The organism is Micromonospora sp. NBC_01638 (assembly GCF_045209745.1).
Taxonomy (GTDB): Bacteria; Actinomycetota; Actinomycetes; order Mycobacteriales; family Micromonosporaceae; genus Micromonospora.
In genome coordinates, this window is the sequence record NZ_CP109273.1 from 3,053,778 (window position 1) to 3,073,437 (window position 19,660).

Genomic DNA, 19,660 nt, shown 5'->3' on the forward strand with positions numbered 1-19,660 from the left:
ATGACGCATGAGCCCCAGCGAGCCCCTCGCCCCAGCACCGCCAGACGACAAGCCGCCGCAGCGAAAAGCATCAGGAGTTTCCCCGTGTCCGAGGTAAAGATCAGCGCCGAGCCCCGCACCGAGTTCGGCAAGGGTGGTGCCCGCCGTACCCGCCGGGCCGGCAAGGTGCCCGCCGTGCTGTACGGCCACGGCGAGAAGCCCAAGCACATCGCGCTGCCGTCGCGGGAGTTCGCCGCCGCGATCCGCAAGGGCGGTGCCAACCAGCTCTTCGTGATCGACATTACCGACGGCACCCAGGTGCTGGCGCTGCCGAAGGCGATCCAGCGGGACCCGATCCGGGACACCTTCGAGCACGTCGACCTGCTCCTGGTTCGCCGGGGCGAGAAGGTCACCGTCGAGGTCCCGGTCCAGCTGACCGGCGAGGCCGCGAAGGACACCCTGATCGTGCACGACCACGACACCCTCTCGGTGACCGCCGACGCCACCAAGGTGCCGGACCGCCTCGAGGCGTCGATCGAGGGCATGGAGGCGGGCAGCCAGGTGACCGCCGGCGATGTCGAGCTGCCGGCCGGCGTCGAGCTGGCCGTCGACTCGGAGCTGACCGTCGCGTCGGTGACCGCCGCCCCCACCGCCGAGCAGCTTGAGGCGACGCTGCCCGAGATCGAGGTGGCCACCGACGAGGCCGAGGCTGAGGTCGGCGAGACCACCGAGGGCTCCGAGGGCGCGGACGTCGCCGAGGGCGCCGAGACCACCGAGGCGCGCACCGAGGTTTGATCGGTTCGTACTGTGCGGCAGGCGTCCCCGGATGTTCGGGGGCGCCTGTTGGCGTATCGGGAGTCGGTGGGATGGGTGTCGGGAGGGACGGGTCGTGACGGACGAGGTGGGGCCGTGGCTGGTTGTCGGCCTGGGCAACCCAGGTCGGGAGTACGCCGGGAACCGGCACAACGTTGGGTTCATGGTGGCCGATCTGCTGGCCGGGCGGGTAAGTGCGCGGTTCGGGCGGCACAAGCGGTCGGTGGCCGAGGTGGCCGAGGCGCGGCTGGGGTTCGGTGGACCGAAGCTGGTGCTCGTCAAGCCACTGACCTACATGAATCTTTCCGGCGGGCCGGTGGCAGCGCTCGCGCAGTTCTACAAGGTGCCGGCGACGCAGGTGATCGCGGTGCATGACGAACTGGATATCGGGTTCGGCCAGGTGCGGGTCAAGTTCGGCGGCGGCGAGGGTGGGCACAACGGCCTGCGCTCGATGTCGAAGTCGTTGGGCACAAAGGACTACGCCCGGGTGCGGTTCGGCGTCGGCCGACCGCCGGGTCGGCAGGATCCAGCGGATTATGTGCTGTCGGATTTTGGCGCGGCAGAGCGCAAGGAGCTGGATTTCCTGGTGGACCGGGCTGCCGATGTGGTGGAGTCGGTGATCGTCAAGGGTGTGGAACCGACGCAGAACCTCTACCACGGAGGTTGAGGCGGGCAGGGCGTACCAGGTTCGGTGCGGCGGGCCGGTAGTCTGCGCCTTTCGGCGTGCCGCAACCGACGACGCGGGTCGCGGCGAATCGGTCCGTGCGGGCACGGGTCGCGGCGAGGCGACGGGAGCGGTCAGTTGAGCAGTCCTCCGATGATCGATGGCGCGTTCGCCCGATGGCTGGCGTCCCGGGCCGGGCAGGCGCTGCTCGACCTGCGCACGGAGATGGGTTTCGCGGACTCCGGCGCGCTCAAGTCGGCCGGAGACAAGGTGTCGCACGACCTGATCCGCACGGAGTTGGCGAAGTGGCGGCCGGGCGACTCGGTGCTCTCCGAGGAGGACGAGGGGTCGCGGTTGGCCTGGGCCGCCGAGGTGAACACCGGAGCGGTTTCGCGGTTGACCGCGGACCGGGTGTGGATCATCGACCCGTTGGACGGCACCCGGGAGTTTTCCGAGGAGGGCCGCTCGGACTGGGCGGTGCACGTGGCGCTCTGGGCGCGTAACGCGCCGAGCCCGCACGGGCTGGTCGCCGGGGCGGTGGGGCTGCCGGCGCAGCACCGGGTGCTGGGCACGGACTACCCACCGGCGTACCCGCCGATGACGGTGGAGGCAGCGGCGGCCGGCGAGCGGAAGATCCGCCTCGCGGCGAGCCGGAGCCGGCCGCCCGTCTTCCTGACCGACCTGGCCGAGGACGTCGGGGCGCACCTGGTGCCGATGGGCTCGGCCGGAGCGAAGATCGCCGCCGTGGTCACCGGCGAGGTGGACGCGTACATCCACGCCGGTGGGCAGTACGAGTGGGACTCGGCGGCCCCGGTGGCTGTGGCGACGGCCACCGGCCTGCACGCTTCCCGGATCGACGGTTCTGCGCTGAGATACAACGAGGCGGATCCGCGCCTGCCGGATCTCCTGGTCTGCCGCGCGGATCTCGCCACCCGGTTGCTTGCAGCGCTGCAAAGACATTCCGGGTAGCCTGAGCGCACTTTCTTGACAAGTCCGACCGGAAAGGTCTGGAAATCGGATGAGCGAGCGAATCGAGCCGGTGTCATGACCACCCCGGCGGCGTATCAGGTCTCCCACCTGGACGCCTTGGAGGCGGAGAGCATCTTCGTGATGCGCGAAGTGGTCGCCGAGATGGAACGCCCGGTGCTGCTCTTCTCCGGCGGCAAGGATTCGATCGTCATGCTGCGGCTGGCGCAGAAGGCGTTCGCCCCGGCCAACGTCCCCTTTCCCGTCATGCACGTCGACACCGGGCACAACTTCCCCGAGGTTCTGGAATACCGCGACCAGCGGGTCGCCGAGCTGGGGTTGCAACTCGTGGTGGCGAGCGTGCCGGAGGCCCTGGCGAGCGGCCTGGTCCGGGAGTCCGGCGACGGCATGCGCAACCGGATCCAGACGCCGGTGCTGCTGGACGCCGTGGAGAAGCACCGCTTCGACGCGCTGTTCGGTGGCGCCCGGCGGGACGAGGAGAAAGCTCGGGCGAAGGAGCGGGTGTTCAGCTTCCGCGACGAGTTCGGCCAGTGGGACCCGAAGAACCAGCGGCCGGAGCTGTGGTCGCTGTACAACGGTCGGCACCACCCGGGCGAGTCGATCCGGGTCTTCCCGCTGTCCAACTGGACCGAGCTGGACGTCTGGCACTACATCGCCCGGGAACGCATCCCGCTGCCCTCGATCTACTACGCCCACGAGCGCGAGGTGATCGAACGGGACGGCATGGTCTACGCGGTCAACGAGTTCTTCCGCCCCCGCGCGGGCGAGGAGCGGTTCAAGGCGCAGGTGCGCTATCGCACCGTGGGTGACGCCTCGTGCACCGCTGCGGTCCGTTCCGACGCGGACACCGTGGAGAAGGTCATCGAGGAGGTGGCGGCCACCCGGATCACCGAGCGCGGCGCGACCCGCGGTGACGACCGGGTCAGCGAGGCCGCCATGGAGGACCGCAAGCGGGAGGGCTACTTCTGATGAGCACCGAGATCGTGGCACCGGCCGCCGAGACGCGGACGATGGACCTGCTGCGGTTCGCCACCGCCGGCAGCGTGGACGACGGGAAGTCGACCCTGATCGGTCGGCTGCTCTACGACACCAAGTCGCTCTTCACCGATCAGTTGGCTGCGGTGGAGGCGGTCAGCGCGGCCCGCGGTGACGAATACACCAACCTGGCGTTGCTCACCGACGGCCTGCGTGCCGAGCGGGAGCAGGGCATCACCATCGACGTGGCGTACCGGTACTTCGCCACCCCGCGGCGCAAGTTCATCATCGCCGACACCCCGGGGCACACCCAGTACACACGCAACATGGTCACCGGGGCGTCCACCGCCGACCTGGCGTTGATCCTGGTGGACGCGCGCAAGGGCCTGGTCGAGCAGTCCCGGCGGCACGCGTTCCTGTGCTCTCTGCTGCGGGTGCCGCACCTGGTTCTCTGTGTCAACAAGATGGACCTGGTGGGCTGGTCGCAGGAGGTCTACGAGCGGATCGCCGACGAGTTCACCGCGTTCGCCGCGAAGCTCGACGCACCGGACCTGACCGTGGTGCCGATCTCCGCGTTGCGCGGCGACAACATCGTCGCCCGATCGGAGAACATGCCGTGGTACGAGGGTCCGTCGCTGCTGCACCACCTGGAGCGGGTGCACATCGCGAGCGACCGCAACCTGGTCGACGTCCGGTTCCCGGTGCAGTACGTGATCCGTCCGCAGTCCACCACGGTCACCGACTACCGCGGCTACGCCGGTCAGGTCGCCTCCGGCGTACTCAAGCCGGGTGACGAGGTGATGGTGCTGCCGTCCGGCTTCACCAGCCGGATCGCCGCCGTGGAGACCGCCGACGGGCCGGTCCCGGAGGCGTTCCCGCCGATGTCGGTGACGGTACGACTGACCGACGAGATCGACATTTCGCGGGGTGACCTGATCTGCCGGCCGAACAACGCACCGGCGGTGGCCCAGGACATCGAGGCGATGGTCTGCTGGATGGACGAGACGGCCCCGCTGCGGGTCGGCGGCCGGTACGCGATCAAGCACACCACCCGTTCGGCGCGGGCGATCGTGCGCGGTCTGCACTACCGGTTGGACATCAACTCGCTGCACCGCGACGAGTCGGCCGACGAGCTGCGGCTCAACGAGATCGGCCGGGTGCGGCTGCGCACCACGGTGCCGCTGCTGGCCGACGAATACCGCCGCAACCGCACCACCGGTGGCTTCGTCATCATCGACGAGGCCACCAACCGCACGGTAGGTGCCGCGATGATCGTCGAAGCCAGCTAACCCACCCCCGCCCGGCCACCACCCCTCCCCGCTCGGCAAGATCGTGCTCGATCCATGAAGTAGTGGCCTCGCCCATCGGGCAAGGCCACTACTTCAATGAACAAGCACGATCTCCCCCCTCCCTGGTGGGAGGGTTAGTCGAGGCGGGTCGCGCCGGGGGCTGGGAGGACCGTCACGGTGCCCGGCGCGGTGAAGCCGTGCTCCGCGTAGGCGCTGGTGACAGCGGCGGTCACCGCCTCGGCGCGGTCGGCCTCAATGAGTGCCAGGACGCAGCCACCGAAGCCGCCGCCGGTCATCCGAGCGCCCAAGGCACCGGCCGCCAATGCCGCCTCGACCGCGGTGTCGATCTCCGGCACGGTGATCTCGAAGTCGTCGCGCATCGAGACGTGTGAGGCCGTGAGCAGTGGGCCGATGTCACGGACCCGGGCGGCGCGGAGCAGCGCAGCCGTGTCCAGTACGCGCTGGTCCTCGGTGACCACGTGCCGGACCCGTCGCCGGGTCTCCTCGTCGTCGAGCTGGGCCAGCGCGGTGTCGAGCTGGTCGACGCCCACGTCCCGCAGTGCGGCAACGCCGAGCGCGCTGGCCCCGGCCTCGCAGGAGCGGCGGCGGGCAGCGTACTCACCGTCGGCGTGCCGGTGCGGCGCTCGACTGTCGATGACCAGCACAGCCAACCCGGCGGCGTCCAGGTCGAACGGAATCTGCTCGACCGACTCGTCGCGGCAGTCCAGAAAGAGGGCGTGCCCGGCGCGGCAGCGGATCACCGCGGACTGGTCCATGATGCCGGTCGGCGCGCCCACGTAGACGTTCTCCGCTCGCTGCGCCAGCCGGGGCTGCAGTTCCGGGGGCAGCTCCAGCCCACCGAGATCGAGCAGGGCGGCCAGCACGGCTGACTCCAGCGCGGCCGAGGAGGACAGCCCGGAGCCCAGCGGCACGTCGGAGGCGATCGCCAGCCGAGCGCCCGGCACCGGGTGGCCGGCCTCGCGGAGCGCCCAGACCACCCCGGCGACGTACGCGCCCCAGCCGGTCACCCGACCCGGCTCGGCGACGTCGTCCGCGCCGAAGGTGATCGTCTCGTCGGAGAGCTCGGACCAGACCGTCCAGTGCTCCCCGTCCTGCCGGTCGGCGGCGACGACGGTGCGCAACGGCAGCGCGAAGGGCAGCACGAACCCTTCGTTGTAGTCGGTGTGCTCACCGATCAGGTTGACCCGGCCGGGAGCCGCCCAGCGGCCGGCGGCCTGGCCGCCGTACTGCGTGGTGAAGCCGGCGGCGGCCCGTTCGGTGACATCGCCGGTGGGGTGGGTCACGGCTGCTTGCCCAGGACGTGGGTGCGGTAGAAGGCCCAGGCATCGCCGACCATGTCGTGCAGGGTCGGCTTCTGCGGCACCCAGCCCAGCTCGTCGCGGGCCAGCGCGGAGGAGGCCACCAGCTCGGCCGGGTCGCCCTCGCGGCGCGGCGCCACCTCGACGGGCAGGTGGTGCCCGGTGATCTCGCGGACCACGTCGGCGACCTGGCGGTTGGTGAAGCCGTTGCCGTTGCCCAGGTTGTAGATCCGGTGCTGGCCGCTGGTGGCCGCGTCCAGCGCCAGCAGGTGCGCGCGGGCCAGGTCGGCGACGTGGATGTAGTCGCGGACGCAGGTGCCGTCCTCGGTGGGGTAGTCGTCGCCGAAGAGTTGGAGCTTCTCCCGCCGGCCGGCGGCGACCTCCAACGCGATCGGGATCAGGTGCGTCTCCGGGTCGTGCCGTTCGCCGAGCGCGACGTCGCCGTCGAGGTGGGCACCCGCGACGTTGAAGTAGCGCAGCGACACGGCGGCCAGCCCGTGCGCGATCGTCTCGGAGGTGAGCGCCATGTCGACGGCGAGCTTGGTGGCGCCGTACGTGTTGGTGGGCGCCTTGATCGCGGTCTCCGTGATGGGCAGCTCGATGGGGTTGCCGTAGACGGCGGCGGTGGAGGAGAAGACCATCCTGGGCACCCCGGCGGCCCGGACCGCGTCGATCAGGGCGAGCGTGCCGACGGTGTTGGTCTGCCAGTAGATTTCCGGCTTGACCATCGACTCGCCAGCGGCGATCAGGGCGGCGAAGTGCAGCACCCCGTCGAAGCCGGCGCCCGGGGTGATGATGCGGGCGGCGTCGTGGATGGGCGCCTCGACGTGGGTCGCGTCCGGGGCGAGTGCCTCGCGGTGCCCGGTGCGCAGGTCGTCCAGGACGACCACCTGGTGGCCGGCGTCGAGCAGCATCCGGGTCACTACGCTGCCGATGAAGCCGGCGCCTCCGGTGACGAGCAGTTTCACGTCGTAGCCTCCCTGCCTGGCCCGCCCGGGACCTGGCCCTTCGGTGATCACCCTAAGTCGGCCGCCGGCACCCTCGCCGACGCCACCGACATCGACATTCCATCATAATCTCTCACAATTAAACAGAGCCGAACATGTGTGGCCCGCCTCGTGTGATCCCCGGTGCGGCGAGCCAACGGTGTCTACCATCTCTGTCATGCGGGAAGCGGCCCGTACCGGGCTCCGGCGACGCGTGCGGGTGCGGCCTCGCCGCGACCCCGGCCCGCTCGCTCGGGCCGTCGCCCGGGTGCTGGTCCGCGCTGCGGATGGTGCCAGCCGACTCGTCACCGATCTGCTCGGGGCCGGCCCGGCAGCCGGCCGGGAGCGCATCTCCGAGGCCGAACTGCGGGACCTGGTGGCGGCGAACACGGTGCTCGACCCGGACGAGCGGCGGATCATCGACGAGGTTCTGGTGGCCGGTGCCAGCCTGATCCGCGAGGTGATGATGCCGCGTACCGAGGTGGTCTTTCTCCCGGCGCGGCTCACCATCGCCGAGGCCGCCCGGCTGGTCCGCGCCGACACGCACACCCGCTACCCGGTCACCGACGGCACCCACGACGACGTGGTCGGCTTCGTGCACCTACGGGACGTGCTGCTGCGCCCGGACGCTGACCCGTGCGTCACCGTCGGCGAGTTGTCCCGCGAGGTGAAGCGGCTCCCCGGCACCAAACGGGTGCTACCCGCGCTGACCGAGATGCGCCGGGAGGGGAAGCACCTCGCGGTGGTGGTCGACGAGTACGGCGGCACCGCCGGGATCGTCACCCTGGAGGACCTCATCGAGGAGTTGATCGGCGAGATCCACGACGAGTACGACACCACTCCGGACCCGGTGCACGCCGGCCTGCCCGCCGTGGTGGACGGCCGCCTCAACCTCGCTGACTTCGCCGAACGGACCGGGGTGGCGCTACCTCCCGGGCCGTACGAGACGGTCGGAGGGTTCGTGATGGCCGCGCTCGGTCGGCTCCCGGTGGCCGGCGACGAGGTGCCGGTGCCCGTTGAGGCCGCCGACGTCGGCGTGCCCGATACGGCCGATCTGCCGGGCGGCTGGCTGCTGCGGGTGCTCGCGTTGGACGGCCGCCGGGTGGCCCGGCTCGCGGTCTCCGCCGTCCGGGTGTTCGAGCAGCGCCGGGAGCAGACCACCGAGCCGGCCCTGGAAGTCGGCTCCGGGCAGGCGTGGGAGGCCGTGGCCGGGCAGCACCGTCGGGTCGCTGCCGGGCCGACGCGCCGGGTCGGCGCGGACGAACCACGCGAGGTCAGCACCCCGACACCGGCGGGCCGCAGCCGACCCGCCGGCCCGTCATGACGGACCGAGTTGCTTGCTGACAGACTTATCGCCATGTCCGACGTTCCCGCCCGTCCCCGCGTCTTCTCCGGCATTCAGCCAACGGCCGACTCGTTCCACCTCGGCAACTACCTTGGCGCGGTGCGGCACTGGGTGGCCCTGCAGGACACCCACGACGCGTTCTACTGCGTGGTGGACCTGCACGCCATCACCGCCGGGCACGACCCGGAGGTGTTGCGCCAGCGGACCCGGGTGGCGGCCGCCCAGCTCTTCGCGGTCGGGCTCGACCCGGAACGCAGCACCCTGTTCGTCCAGTCGCAGGTGCCCGAGCACCCGCAGCTGGCCTGGGTGCTCGGCTGCATCACCGGCTTCGGCGAGGCCAGCCGGATGACCCAGTTCAAGGACAAGTCGCACAAGCAGGGCAACGAACGGGCCAGCGTCGGGCTGTTCACCTACCCGATCCTGCAGGCTGCCGACATCCTGCTCTACCAGGCCAACGCGGTGCCGGTCGGTGAGGACCAACGCCAGCACCTGGAGCTCTCGCGGGATCTGGCCCAGCGGTTCAACTCGCTGTTCGGCCCGACGTTCACGGTGCCCGCGCCGCACATCGTCAAGGACACCGCGAAGATCACCGACCTGCAGGATCCGACCGCGAAGATGTCCAAGTCGTCGTCCTCGCCGGCCGGCATCATCGACCTGCTGGAAGATCCGGCCCGGTCCGCAAAGAAGATCCGGTCAGCGGTGACCGACACCGGTCGGGAGATCGTCTTCGACGCCGAGACCAAGCCAGGCGTGTCCAACCTGCTGACCATCCACTCGGCGCTCAGCGGCCGCAGCATCGACGAGCTGGTGGCCGCGTACGCGGGCCGCGGCTACGGCGACCTGAAGAAGGAGCTGGCCGAGGTGGTGGCGGACTTCGTCCGCCCGATCCAGGAGCGCACCCGCGCCTACCTCGACGACCCGGCGCAGTTGGACAAGCTGCTCGCCGCCGGTGCCGAGAAGGCTCGCGCGGTGGCCGCGACGACCCTCCGGTCCGCGTACGAGCGGGTCGGGTTCCTGCCGCCGGTGCGCGGCGAGTAGCTCCGCGGGACAGGTGGACGGGTCGGTGGCCGGAGGGGCGGCGCGAAGCGTGGATCGCAGTGGCGGGGTGGTGCCGGCCGGCGACACCATCCAGATTGGCATCGCGGTGGACATCCCCGAGCCGTGGGGTGCTCAACTCACCGGCCGGCGGGTCGAGGCCGGCGACCCGCTCGCGGTGCCCGCGCACGTGACGTTGCTCGGGCCCACCGAGATCCGGACGGTCGATCTGCCCGCCGTCGAGCGGCACCTGGCCGCCGTCGCCGCCGCGCGCCGGCCGTTCGCGCTGCACCTGCGGGGCACCGGCACGTTCCGTCCGGTCACCCAGGTGGTGTTCGTCGCGGTGGCCGCCGGGATCAGCGAGTGTGAGTTGCTGGCCGCCGCCATCGCCGCGACGCCGGAGCTGCACCGCGAGGCCCGCTTCCCGTACCATCCGCACGTCACCGTGGCGCAGGACGTGGCGCCGGAGGCCCTGGACAAGGTGTACGAGGATCTGGCCGACTTCTCCGCGATGTTCGAGGTCGACGCGTTCACCCTCTTCTCGCACAGCGGGCAGGCCCGGTGGCAGCCGCGCCGGGATTTCCGCCTCGGCGATTGAGTCGTCGGTGACGCGCCGGCCGACGCGCATCGGAGCCGGTTGCCACTCCGGCGGTGGGAGATCGGCGAGGATGATCGCGTGAACGTGGTCGGCTGGATCGAGGCGGGCATCGACCGCTGGGTGAGCGCCGCGCGCCACCGCTCGGGGCTCTTCGATCACGTGTGGCGGGCCGGCGCGTTGTACGCCGAGGTGCTGGCGGGGCGGCTGGCCGCCGCGATCGCCTACTACGGCTTCTTCGCGGTGTTCGCCCTCGCCCTGGTCGCATACTCCATCTTCGGCGCGATCCTGGAGGACAACGACGAGGTCAGCACGGCGGCGACCGGCTTCCTCAACGAGAACCTGCCATTCCTGGACGCGGAGCAGATCGCCAATTCCAGCGGCACGGTCGGCGTGGTCGGCCTGGTCATCCTGGTCTTCACCGGGATCGGGTGGGTGGAGTCCATTCGGTCCTCGCAGCGGTTCATGTATCAGCTCAACCAGCAGCCGGGCAACCTGGTGATGCGGCGGCTGGTCGACCTGGGCGTGATGATCGGCATTTTCGTGCTGCTCGGCGTCTCGGTCGCGGCGGTGGACGCGTTGGAGTCGTTGCTGCGCTTCCTGCTGCGCAGCACCGGATCGGTCGGCCTGACCACGATCAGCGCGGTGCTCAGCGTGCTGTTCAACGCGGTGCTCGCCACCGCGCTGCTCGTTGCGGTGCCCCGGCTGCGGATGAGCCGGTCCCGGCTGCGCCCGGTGGTGGTGCTGGTCGCGGTCGGCATCACGCTGCTCAACACGGTCGGGCGGTACTACGTGGTGCGGACCGAGCGGAACCCGGCGTACACCGTGGTGGCCGGCGCTGTCGGTCTGCTGCTCTACCTCTACCTGCTCAACCAGCTGGTGCTGTTCGGCGCGGCGCTGCTCGCGACCAGCACCAACGGTGGGGTGGTGGACCTGGCGGAGGCCGCCGCCCCGCCGCGGGATGTCGACGAGGACACCGACACCGAACCCGGCACGCCGGGCGGTGGGGGCTGATGACGGAAGGTGTGCAGGTGCTGATCTCGGTCGATCCGGACTCGTCGGTGCCCCCGTACGAGCAGGTCCGTGGACAGCTCGCCGAACTGATCGGCGACGGCCGGTTGCCGGTCGGTTGTCGACTGCCCACCGTCCGGCAGCTCGCCGCCGACCTGCGGTTGGCCGCGAACACGGTGGCCCGGGCGTACCGGGAGTTGGAGGTTGCCGGGCTGCTGGAGACCCGGGGGCGCAACGGCACCTTCGTGGCTCCCGGCCGGGACGACGCCGTCGACCGGCTGCAGCGGGCGGCGGCCGGCTACGCGGCCGAGGCAACTCGGCTCGGCGTCCCGCCGGCCACCGCGCTCGCCCTGGTCCGTGCCGCCCTGGATGCCGTCCGCCCCGGCTGACCGTCCGCCGATCGACCGCCGGACGGGCGGTAACTGAGCGGAAAGGCGTCGGCGCTCGCGTTCGCGGACCATGATGAGCCGGTGGGCGCACTCATGACACTGGACCTGCCGGCGGACTCACCGCTCCGCGGCCTGCCGTGGATCATCACCTTCGGTCCGCTCGGTGACCTCGACGAGTGGGAGCCGGTGGTCTGCGGGCCGTACGAGCGGCCGCACGCGTTGGCGCTGGCCGAGGCGGTGGTTGCCGACGAGCAGCTGATGGCCGTGGTGGAGCCGCTGCTGCCGGCGCTGTCGGCCGACGAGATCCGCAGTGAGATCGCCGCCGCGCAGGTGGCCGCCGAGGACGAGGCCCGACAGGTGGAGGGGGCCGACCTCTACGGGGACTTCGAGGACGTGATCGACGAGGAACTGGACGCCGCCGCCGACGAGGCAGGCCACGGTGAGCCCGCTGAGCCGCCGAACGAGGCCGAGGTGCGCGCCGGCTTCACCCGGATCGCGGCGCTGCTCACCGCGAAGTGATGGCCCGGACCGGCACAGACGAACACCGGCGCCGCACGGAGCGGACCCCGCGTGGCGCCGGTGTCACCTCACCCCCCACCACAAGGGGTCGGCAGCCCAGTCGCCCGCCGGCGCGGGGCACGACGAACGACCAGGTCGAGTACGAGTTACCCGCTCAGCGCCGTTCCAACCAGACGGCCGCGTCAGCGGGCAGCAGGTGGCCGGAGCCCGGCCCGGTGAGCGCGTCGCTGGCGACGAGCGGCTGGCCGTACCCGTCGATCGGGACCGGCGCACCGCTGAGGTTGACCACGCAGGTCAGGGCGGTTTCGCCGGCGGTGCGGGAGAAGGCCAGTACGCCTGGCCCAGTCTCCAGCCAGGTGATGCCGTCGGCGTCGGTGGCCAGCGCCGGGTGCTCGTGTCGGATCCGCAGCGCGGCCCGGTACAGCTCCAGCGTCGAGCCGGGCACGCCGGTCTGCGCGGTGACGGACAGGGAACGCCAGTCCGCCGGGGCGGGCAGCCAGCTCAACTCGCTGCCCGGCGGCCCGAAGCCGTACGGGGGCAACTCGCCGCTCCACGGAATGGGCACCCGGCAGCCGTCGCGGCTTTCGCCGGTCCGCAGGAACGCCGGGTCCTGACGCAGCTCGTCGGGAAGGTCGAGGACCTCGGGCAGGCCCAGCTCCTCGCCCTGGTACAGGTACGCGCTACCGGGCAGGGCGAGCATCAGCAGGCTGGCGGCGCGGGCCCGGCGCAGCCCCTCGGCGCCGTCGCCATAGCGGGTGACGTGCCGCTGCTTGTCGTGATTGGAGAGCACCCAGGTGGTGGGCGCACCGACCACCGTCGCCTCGCCCAATGCCGTGTCGATCACCTTGCGGAACGAGTCGGCCGACCAGGTGGCGTCGAGGAAGTCGAAGCTGAACGCCTGGTGCAACTCGTCCGGGCCGACGTAGCGGGCCAGGCGCTGTGGCGTCTCGGCCCAGGCCTCGGCGACCGCCATCCGACCGCCCGGGTAGCTGTCCAGGATGGGCCGCCAGGCGCGGTAGATCTCGTGCACCTCGTCCTGGTCGAAGTAGGGCAGCCGACCCTTGCCGAGCAGTTCGACCTGGCGTTGGCCGGTGGTCATCGTGCTGAAGCCGACGTCTGGCAGCCCGTCAGCCTTGATCATGCCGTGCGCGACGTCGATGCGGAATCCGTCCACGCCTCGGTCGAGCCAGAACCGCAGCACGTCGGAGAACTCGGCGCGCACTTCCGGGTGGCGCCAGTTCAGGTCCGGCTGGGCCGGGTCGAACAGGTGCAGGTACCACTGGCCGTCCGCGATCCGGGTCCAGGCTGGGCCGCCGAAGATGCTCTCCCAGTCGTTCGGGGGCAGCTCGCCGTGTGTGCCCTGGCCATCGGCGAAGAGGTAGCGGGCCCGCTCCGGCGAGCCGGGGCCGGCGGCGAGAGCGGCGGTGAACCAGCGGTGCGCACTGGAGGTGTGGTTGGGCACCAGGTCGACGATGATCCGCAGGCCGAGGGCGTGCGCGTCGGTGATCATCGCGTCGAAGTCGGCGAGCGTGCCGAACATCGGGTCGACGTCCCGGTAGTCGGCGACGTCGTACCCGCCGTCGATCATGGGAGAGGTGTAGAAGGGGGTCAGCCAGAGCGCGTCCACCCCGAGGTCGTGCAGGTACGGCAGGCGCTGCCGGATGCCCTGGAGGTCACCGGTGCCGTCGCCGTCGCTGTCGGCGAAGCTGCGGACGTACACCTGGTAGACGACCGCGGAGCGCCACCAGTCGGCGGCGTGGGGTGGGGTGGCGGTGCTGATCATCCGAGCAATATGCCGGCCCGCCGCTGCAAGAGTCAAGCAGATCTTGCGTAAGCAAGTCGCGCGGAACTCGGGGCGACCGCGGTGGAGCCGCGCACCACCAGCTCCGGGCGGAACAGGTATTCCGAGTGCGGGGCGCCGTGCCCGTTGATTTCGTCCACCAGGGCCCGCACGGCGGCCACCGCCATCGCGATGACCGGCTGTCGCATGGTGGTCAGCGGCGGGTCGGTGAAGGCCATCAGCGGTGAGTCGTCGTAGCCGACCACGGAGAGGTCACCCGGCACGCTGAGGCCGCGTTGGCGGGCCGCCCGGATCGCGCCGAGCGCCATCAGGTCGGAGCCGCAGACCACGCCGGTGACCCCGCGGTCCAGCAGTCGGCCGGCCGCCGCCTCGCCACCCTCCACGCCGAACAGTGACAGCTCGGCCAGTGGGCCCAGGTCGGCCTCGGCGACGCCGGCCGATCGGGTCATCGCGGAGCGCCAGCCGGCCACCTTGCGCTGCACCGGGACGAACCGGTCCGGGCCGGTGATCAGGCCGATCCGCCGGTGCCCGAGCGCGACCAGGTGGGCAACGGCCAGCTCCGCCGCCTCCCGGTCATCGCAGGAGACGAAGGGTGCGCCGATGTCAGGCACGTACCCATTGATCATCACGACCGGCAACGGTCGGGCGAGCAACGCCCGGTAGCGGTCGTGGTTGGCGGCGGTGTCGGCGTGCAGACCGGAGACGAAGGCGATCCCGGAGACCTGCCGGTCCAGCAGCATCTCCACGTACTCGTCCTCGGTCACGCCGCCGGCCGTCTGGGTGCAGAGCACCGGGGTGAACCCGCTCTGCGCCAGTGTCGACTCGATGACCTGGGCGAAGGCGGGGAAGATCGGGTTGTCCAGCTCCGGCACCACCAGGCCGACCAGGCCGGCGCTGCGCTTGCGCAGTCGGGCGGGGCGCTCGTAGCCAAGCACGTCGAGGGCGGTGAGGACCGCCTGCCGGGTCTCCGGGGCCACGCCGGGGCGGTCGTTGAGCACCCGTGACACCGTGGCCTCGCTGACTTCGGCCTGCTGGGCGATGTCGGACAGTCGAGCGCGCATGGCGGCACTTTAGCCCACCGGCAAGTTCTTGCGCGGCCCTGTGCAAGCGCTTCCATAATCTGCAACCTCTTGCTAATGCCCCCGCAGCATGCGAGAGCAGCGGCGCACCATCATTGCGCCCTGGCGGTCGGGATGTACGGCCTGTTGGAGGGCAACCAGCGCAACAACAACTTCGGCATCTTCGCGGCCGGCACCCTGCTCACCGCGATTCCGACCGTGCTGGTCTTCCAACTCCTTCAGCGTTACATCGTCTCCGGGCTGACCTCGGGAGCCGTCAAGGGATGAGACCGGAGGTGGTCGATTCCCCCGTCGCCGCGAGGTAGGGTGCTTCGGCGCTGCCCCAACGCTTTTCGGCGAGGGCGGGACAGCGTACGAGTGGCGGGTTTGCTTCACTAGCCGCTGGGTGGCCCGCCGCCTTCCATCCGCAGTCCGGTGGTGCCCCCCAGGGGAGATTTTCGTGCAGCTGTCGATCTTGATGCCGGTCTACAACGAAGCGGAACGCGTCGCGGAGGCTCTGAAACAGGCCCTGGCCGTGGAATACCCGTGTGCGATCGAGATCGTGGTGGTCGACGATGGCAGTACGGACGACACCACGAAGATTCTGGGCCGGATGGACGACGCCCGGCTGCGGGTCGTGACGCATCCGCGCAACGCGGGCAAGGGTGCGGCGATCAAGACGGCGGTGGCCAGCGCCCGGGGCGAGTACATGGTGATCCTGGACGCGGATCTGGAGTACGACCCGCAGGACATCCCGAAACTGTTGGCGCCGGTGCTGGACGGGCACGCGACAGTCGTCTATGGCAACCGCACCTTCGGTAGTCACAGTGCCTACAGCTTCTGGTACGTCATGGGTAACAAGGGCGTGACCACCGCGGCGAACATGCTGTTCAACTCCTACATCGGCGATCTGGAGACGTGTTTCAAGCTGATGCCGGTGGAGTTGTACCGATCGCTGGACATCCACTCCCGCGGGTTCGGCATGGAGGCCGAGGTGACGGGCAAACTGCTGCGGCGGCGGATCCGTCCGTACGACGTGCCGATCAGTTACCGGGCGCGAGGCCGTGAGGAAGGCAAGAAGATCACCTGGCGGGACGGGGTCGAGGCGTTGTGGATCCTGGGCCGGGAACGGGCCCGGCGTCGTCCCGGCGCCATCCCCGCGCAGTCCCTCGCTGACCGATGACGATCACGAGGCGCCAGGACCCGGCAACGGTCGTCCGCGTCGTTGTGGCACTCGTCGGAGTGGCTTGCCTGCTTCTGGCTGCTCAGGGCGCGGTGCAGGCGACCATACGCGGCGTCGCCCTCGCGAATGACCGCGAATACGACCTGACCGCGCGACGGCATCAAGTGGACTACGAGAAGCTCTGGCGCGAGTTTGTCGCTCAGGTGCCTCCGGGCAGCCGGATCTCGCTCACGCCGGGCCAGCCCGACAAGGCGCTCTGGCATCAGCGGTTGAGTGAGTTCGCCGCACTGAACAGATGCGTGGTCGTTCGCGGATCGAAGCGGGACTACGTGGTGAGCGTCGCCCTGGTGCAGCGGCAGCGACCGGCCGGTCCCGGCGTGCGGTTGGTCGTCCGGAAGGTCGCCTGAGGACATGTATCCCACCCCGATACTCGCCGCTCTCGCCCTCGTCGCCGCCGGTTTCCCACTGGCCTTCGCGATACTGCGCAGCCCCTTCCTCGCCCTGCTCCTCGCGCCCCTGGTGGCGGCCCTGTTGAGCACGGGTGCGGTGATCCTGATGCTGGTCGTCGGTGGTCCGCTGCCGCTCTGGCTCGCCCTGGTGCTGGCTGCCGGGGCGGCCGCCGCCTGGTGGTTGCTGCGCTGCCCCGGCGAGCCGGTGCCGTACGGCGGCTGGTCGCACGCGCTGCTGATCGTGCTGGCGTTGCTCCCTCCGTTCCTGTTGGTCTTCGAACCGCCCTTCCAATGGGATGCGCACTCCATCTGGTGGCTGCACGCCGGCTACTTCTCGCATGACGGCGCGTACGCGCGGGCGGCGATCGGCAGCTCTGGCTTCGTGTTCTCGCACACCGACTACCCGCCGCTCGCCTCCGCGCCGGTTGCGGCCGTGTGGAGCGTTGTCGAGCCGGACTTCCGTACCGCCCAGCTCACTGCCGCGCTGGTCAGCTTCTCCGCGATCGCGATGCTGGTCCACCTGGTCCGGCGAGCGTTGGGCGGGGTGTCTGCGTGGGTGGCCTGGGCGCTCGCCGTCGGGGTGGGCCTGGCTTCCTGGTCGACCGCGTCGTACGGGGTGGCGAGCGGGCTCGCCGACACGCTCTGGGCGGCAGCCGTCGCCGGAGCGGTGGTTGCCCTGCTGTTCGGTGCCGACCCGCTGCGCCGACCCCTGTTGCCGCTTCTGCTGCTGACCGTTGCGGCGCTCACCAAGAACGAGGGCCTGGTGGCCGTCGTGGGCGTCGCCCTGCTGGTCACCCTGCGGGGCCGCGCCGACCTGCGGCGAGCCGGGCTGGTCTGGCTGCCGGTGCTGGCCGGGGGCGTGTGGGTGGTGCTGGCCCGCCTTGCGGACGCCCAATCGGACATCACCAACGGCAGTTCGGGTGGCGCGCCCTCGCGGGGGGACCAGGGAGCGGGGGAACGGTTCCAGGCCACCATGGCGGCGTTGTGGGACCAGGTCGGCCCGGTGCTGGCGGGCGCTGCGGTGGTGGCGGTGCTCGGCGCGCTGTTCCTACGGGGGCGACGCCGTGCGACCGGGCTGGCATCGGACGGCTGGGTATGGGCGGCCAACGGCTACTACCTGGCCGTTCTGGTCTGGACCTACCTGTCCGGCCCGAACGACATCGACTGGTGGCTGACGACCTCGGCGGATCGGGTCACGGTGCTGGTGGTGCTCCTGGCGGTCGTGAGTTGTGCGGGCTGGGTCGGCGTCGCGTTCGGCGGTGGCCGCCCCGCAGAGCGTGACCCGCTGAGCGACGGGCCACGCGAGTCGGTCATGTCGGGTGCTACCTCGGGCGCGGCCGACTGATCGGCTCCCGCTACTACGATCCGTCGTGAATAGGGAAGTATGGTGGCCGTGGAAGCTCTCAGACTCACCCTTCTCTATGTCCATCTGATCGGGTTCGCGCTGCTGCTCGGCGGCTCGATCGCTCAGTACGTCAGCGGCCGGCTGCGGATCAACCCGGCCATGCTGTGGGGCTCGGTGATCGGTCTGCTGACCGGCATCGGGCTCTCCGCGCCGCTGCGCGATGGCGACGAGCCGGCGCCGGCGAAGCTTGTGACGAAGTTGGTACTCGCTCTGCTGATCTTCGTCATGGTCTTCTTCTCCCGGAAGCGGGATGTGGTAAACCGTGGCCATTTCCTCGCGATCGTCGGTCTGACCCTGGTCAACGCGGCGGTCGCGGTGTTTTGGCGGTAACGTCCGAGGAGGGGGCCAGCCCCGAAAACCGGACGTTGCGGACGCCTTGACGCTCGGTTACCAGCACGAAGAGTGACCTGCCCCACGCAAGGGTTACACCCGGGTAACAGGCGTTCAACAGTCGTGCACGATTGTCGGCCGGTGGGTGGACGCGGGCGTACGCTCCCGTCCGTAACGTGGGACAGCCGGCGGCATACCGCAGGTCGGCTGATGGGCTGCCACCGCACTAGGCGCGGTGTGCAATGGGAAGGAGACGTCTTGCGCTCGGTGCGTGGGATGCGGATCGCCTCGATCTTCGCGGTGGGTGGGCTCGTGCTCACCGCCGCCGCTTGTGGCGAGGCCCCCAAGGATGACAAGAACGCCGGCAGTGGCGCCAAGAAGTTCAGCGCCTGCATGGTGACCGACACCGGCGGCATCGACGACAAGTCGTTCAACGCTTCGGCCTGGAAGGGCCTGCAGGAGGCCAAGGCCGCCAACGACAACATCGACATCAAGTACGTCCCGTCGAAGGCCGAGGCCGACTACGAGCCCCACCTGACGCAGTACGTCAACCAGAAGTGCGACTTCATCCTGGCGGTCGGTGGCCTGATGGCCGACGCCACCTCGAAGATCGCCAAGGCGAACCCGAACCAGGAGTTCGGCATCGTCGACGCCAACCCGGGTGACGCCAACGTCTACCCGATGCAGTTCGACACCGCCCAGGCCGCGTTCCAGGCGGGCTACCTGGCCGCCGGGCTGACCAAGAGCGGCAAGGTGGGTACCTACGGCGCCCTGCCGATCCAGCCGGTGACCATCTTCATGGACGGCTTCGTCGACGGCGTGGCGTACTACAACACCACCAAGAAGAAGAACGTCCAGGCGCTCGGCTGGAACAAGGAGACCCAGAAGGGCTCCTTCACCAACGACTTCGCCAAGCAGGACGAGGGCAAGAAGGTCTCCGACACGCTGGTCGCCCAGGGCGCGGACATCATCATGCCGGTCGCCGGCGGCGCCGGCCTCGGCACCACCGCTGCGGCCAAGGCCTCGGGCGGCAAGTACGACACCATCTGGGTGGACGTCGACGGCTGCGAGAGCACCCCGGACTGCTCCGCGATCATCACCACCGTGGTCAAGAACATCCCGGGGGCCGTCAAGGATGCCGTGCTCAAGGCCGCCGCTGGCGACAAGCTGCCGGCCAAGCCGGGCTTCGTCGGCACGCTGGCCAACGGCGGTGTCTCGATCGCCCCGTACCACGACTTCGACAGCAAGGTTCCGGCCGAGCTGAAGGCCGAGGTCGAGAAGATCAAGGCGGACATCGCCGCCGGCACCATCACCGTCACCTCGAAGGCCCAGCCGAGCAAGTGACAACCGGCCGACCCTCCGGTGAGATCATCACCAGGGGCGGCGGGGGACAGGCACGACCGATCCGGCCGCTCCGGCACCGCGGATTAAGCATCCGCGGGGTCGGAGCGGCCGATCGCGCACCACGTCGGCCAGGCCGGTCCGGCCGGGTCGACGGCAGCTAGGCTGCACCATCGCTCGCACTCCA

19 protein-coding genes and 2 pseudogenes are annotated in these 19,660 nt (G+C 70.3%); 17 read left to right on the top strand and 4 right to left on the bottom strand.

The window, feature by feature from the left end:
* Positions 1-84: 84 nt before the first annotated feature.
* The 5 genes from OG811_RS14535 (at position 85) to OG811_RS14555 (ending at position 4,707) form a co-directional block, all read left to right on the top strand.
* Complete coding sequence (locus OG811_RS14535; protein ID WP_406074865.1) at positions 85-774, top strand: 50S ribosomal protein L25/general stress protein Ctc; 690 nt, start codon at positions 85-87, stop codon at positions 772-774.
* Between the two features lie 94 nt (positions 775-868).
* A complete protein-coding gene (gene pth / locus OG811_RS14540) occupies positions 869-1,459 on the top strand; it encodes an aminoacyl-tRNA hydrolase (protein WP_406074867.1) in 591 nt (196 codons plus the stop codon).
* Positions 1,460-1,609: 150 nt separating this feature from the next.
* Entirely contained in the window at positions 1,610-2,425 is an 816-nt protein-coding gene (locus OG811_RS14545; RefSeq protein WP_406075732.1) for an inositol monophosphatase family protein, read from the top strand.
* 75 nt (positions 2,426-2,500) lie between these two features.
* Complete coding sequence (cysD, locus tag OG811_RS14550; RefSeq protein WP_406074869.1) at positions 2,501-3,412, top strand: sulfate adenylyltransferase subunit CysD; 912 nt, start codon at positions 2,501-2,503, stop codon at positions 3,410-3,412.
* Entirely contained in the window at positions 3,412-4,707 is a 1,296-nt protein-coding gene (locus tag OG811_RS14555) for a sulfate adenylyltransferase subunit 1 (RefSeq protein WP_406074870.1), read from the top strand. The genes cysD and OG811_RS14555 overlap by 1 nt, the downstream gene beginning before the upstream one ends.
* 134 nt (positions 4,708-4,841) lie before the next feature.
* On the opposite strand, the gene galK is transcribed toward OG811_RS14555, so the two are convergent.
* The gene (gene galK, locus OG811_RS14560) at positions 4,842-6,011 is read right to left on the bottom strand and encodes a galactokinase (protein WP_406074872.1); all 1,170 of its coding nucleotides are present in this window, start codon (positions 6,009-6,011) and stop codon (positions 4,842-4,844) included.
* On the bottom strand, positions 6,008-7,045 hold the full coding sequence (galE, locus tag OG811_RS14565) for a UDP-glucose 4-epimerase GalE (RefSeq protein ID WP_406074874.1): 1,038 nt from the start codon (positions 7,043-7,045) through the stop codon (positions 6,008-6,010). The genes galK and galE overlap by 4 nt, the downstream gene beginning before the upstream one ends.
* A gap of 145 nt (positions 7,046-7,190) precedes the next feature.
* Between galE and OG811_RS14570 the strand changes: the two are divergent.
* From OG811_RS14570 to OG811_RS14595, 6 genes and pseudogenes are all read left to right on the top strand, one after another.
* Positions 7,191-8,165: pseudogene (locus tag OG811_RS14570) on the top strand (hemolysin family protein); the annotation flags it as partial.
* Positions 8,166-8,369: 204 nt separating this feature from the next.
* Positions 8,370-9,395 carry a tryptophan--tRNA ligase gene (gene trpS / locus OG811_RS14575; protein ID WP_406074876.1) on the top strand — a complete coding sequence of 342 codons (1,026 nt, stop codon included), beginning with the start codon at positions 8,370-8,372 and terminating at the stop codon, positions 9,393-9,395.
* A 13-nt stretch (positions 9,396-9,408) separates the two neighbouring features.
* Positions 9,409-9,990 (top strand): 2'-5' RNA ligase family protein, encoded by a 582-nt coding sequence (locus OG811_RS14580; protein WP_406074878.1) that lies wholly within the window; start codon positions 9,409-9,411, stop codon positions 9,988-9,990.
* Between the two features lie 78 nt (positions 9,991-10,068).
* Positions 10,069-11,001, top strand: a complete 933-nt coding sequence (locus tag OG811_RS14585) for a YihY/virulence factor BrkB family protein (RefSeq protein ID WP_406074879.1) — start codon at positions 10,069-10,071, stop codon at positions 10,999-11,001.
* Complete coding sequence (locus OG811_RS14590) at positions 11,001-11,387, top strand: GntR family transcriptional regulator (RefSeq protein WP_406074880.1); 387 nt, start codon at positions 11,001-11,003, stop codon at positions 11,385-11,387. The genes OG811_RS14585 and OG811_RS14590 overlap by 1 nt, the downstream gene beginning before the upstream one ends.
* An 81-nt stretch (positions 11,388-11,468) precedes the next feature.
* On the top strand, positions 11,469-11,906 hold the full coding sequence (locus tag OG811_RS14595; RefSeq protein WP_406074881.1) for a hypothetical protein: 438 nt from the start codon (positions 11,469-11,471) through the stop codon (positions 11,904-11,906).
* 154 nt (positions 11,907-12,060) lie between these two features.
* On the opposite strand, the gene OG811_RS14600 is transcribed toward OG811_RS14595, so the two are convergent.
* Both OG811_RS14600 and OG811_RS14605 read right to left on the bottom strand, forming a co-directional pair.
* The gene (locus OG811_RS14600) at positions 12,061-13,689 is read right to left on the bottom strand and encodes a glycoside hydrolase family 13 protein (protein WP_406074883.1); all 1,629 of its coding nucleotides are present in this window, start codon (positions 13,687-13,689) and stop codon (positions 12,061-12,063) included.
* Positions 13,690-13,721: 32 nt separating this feature from the next.
* Complete coding sequence (locus OG811_RS14605) at positions 13,722-14,768, bottom strand: LacI family DNA-binding transcriptional regulator (RefSeq protein ID WP_406074884.1); 1,047 nt, start codon at positions 14,766-14,768, stop codon at positions 13,722-13,724.
* 120 nt (positions 14,769-14,888) lie between these two features.
* Here OG811_RS14605 and OG811_RS14610 point away from each other — a divergent pair.
* From OG811_RS14610 to OG811_RS14635, 6 genes and pseudogenes are all read left to right on the top strand, one after another.
* Positions 14,889-15,053 (top strand): annotated as a pseudogene (locus tag OG811_RS14610) (sugar ABC transporter permease); the annotation flags it as partial.
* A gap of 172 nt (positions 15,054-15,225) precedes the next feature.
* Complete coding sequence (locus OG811_RS14615; protein WP_406074885.1) at positions 15,226-15,948, top strand: glycosyltransferase family 2 protein; 723 nt, start codon at positions 15,226-15,228, stop codon at positions 15,946-15,948.
* A gap of 59 nt (positions 15,949-16,007) precedes the next feature.
* Entirely contained in the window at positions 16,008-16,355 is a 348-nt protein-coding gene (locus OG811_RS14620) for a hypothetical protein (protein ID WP_406074887.1), read from the top strand.
* Between the two features lie 4 nt (positions 16,356-16,359).
* Positions 16,360-17,742, top strand: coding sequence for a hypothetical protein (locus tag OG811_RS14625; RefSeq protein WP_406074889.1), 1,383 nt, complete (start codon positions 16,360-16,362; stop codon positions 17,740-17,742).
* A gap of 48 nt (positions 17,743-17,790) precedes the next feature.
* Positions 17,791-18,132 (top strand): hypothetical protein, encoded by a 342-nt coding sequence (locus tag OG811_RS14630; protein ID WP_406074890.1) that lies wholly within the window; start codon positions 17,791-17,793, stop codon positions 18,130-18,132.
* A 276-nt stretch (positions 18,133-18,408) separates the two neighbouring features.
* Positions 18,409-19,476, top strand: coding sequence for a BMP family protein (locus OG811_RS14635; protein ID WP_406075733.1), 1,068 nt, complete (start codon positions 18,409-18,411; stop codon positions 19,474-19,476).
* Positions 19,477-19,660 lie beyond the last annotated feature (184 nt).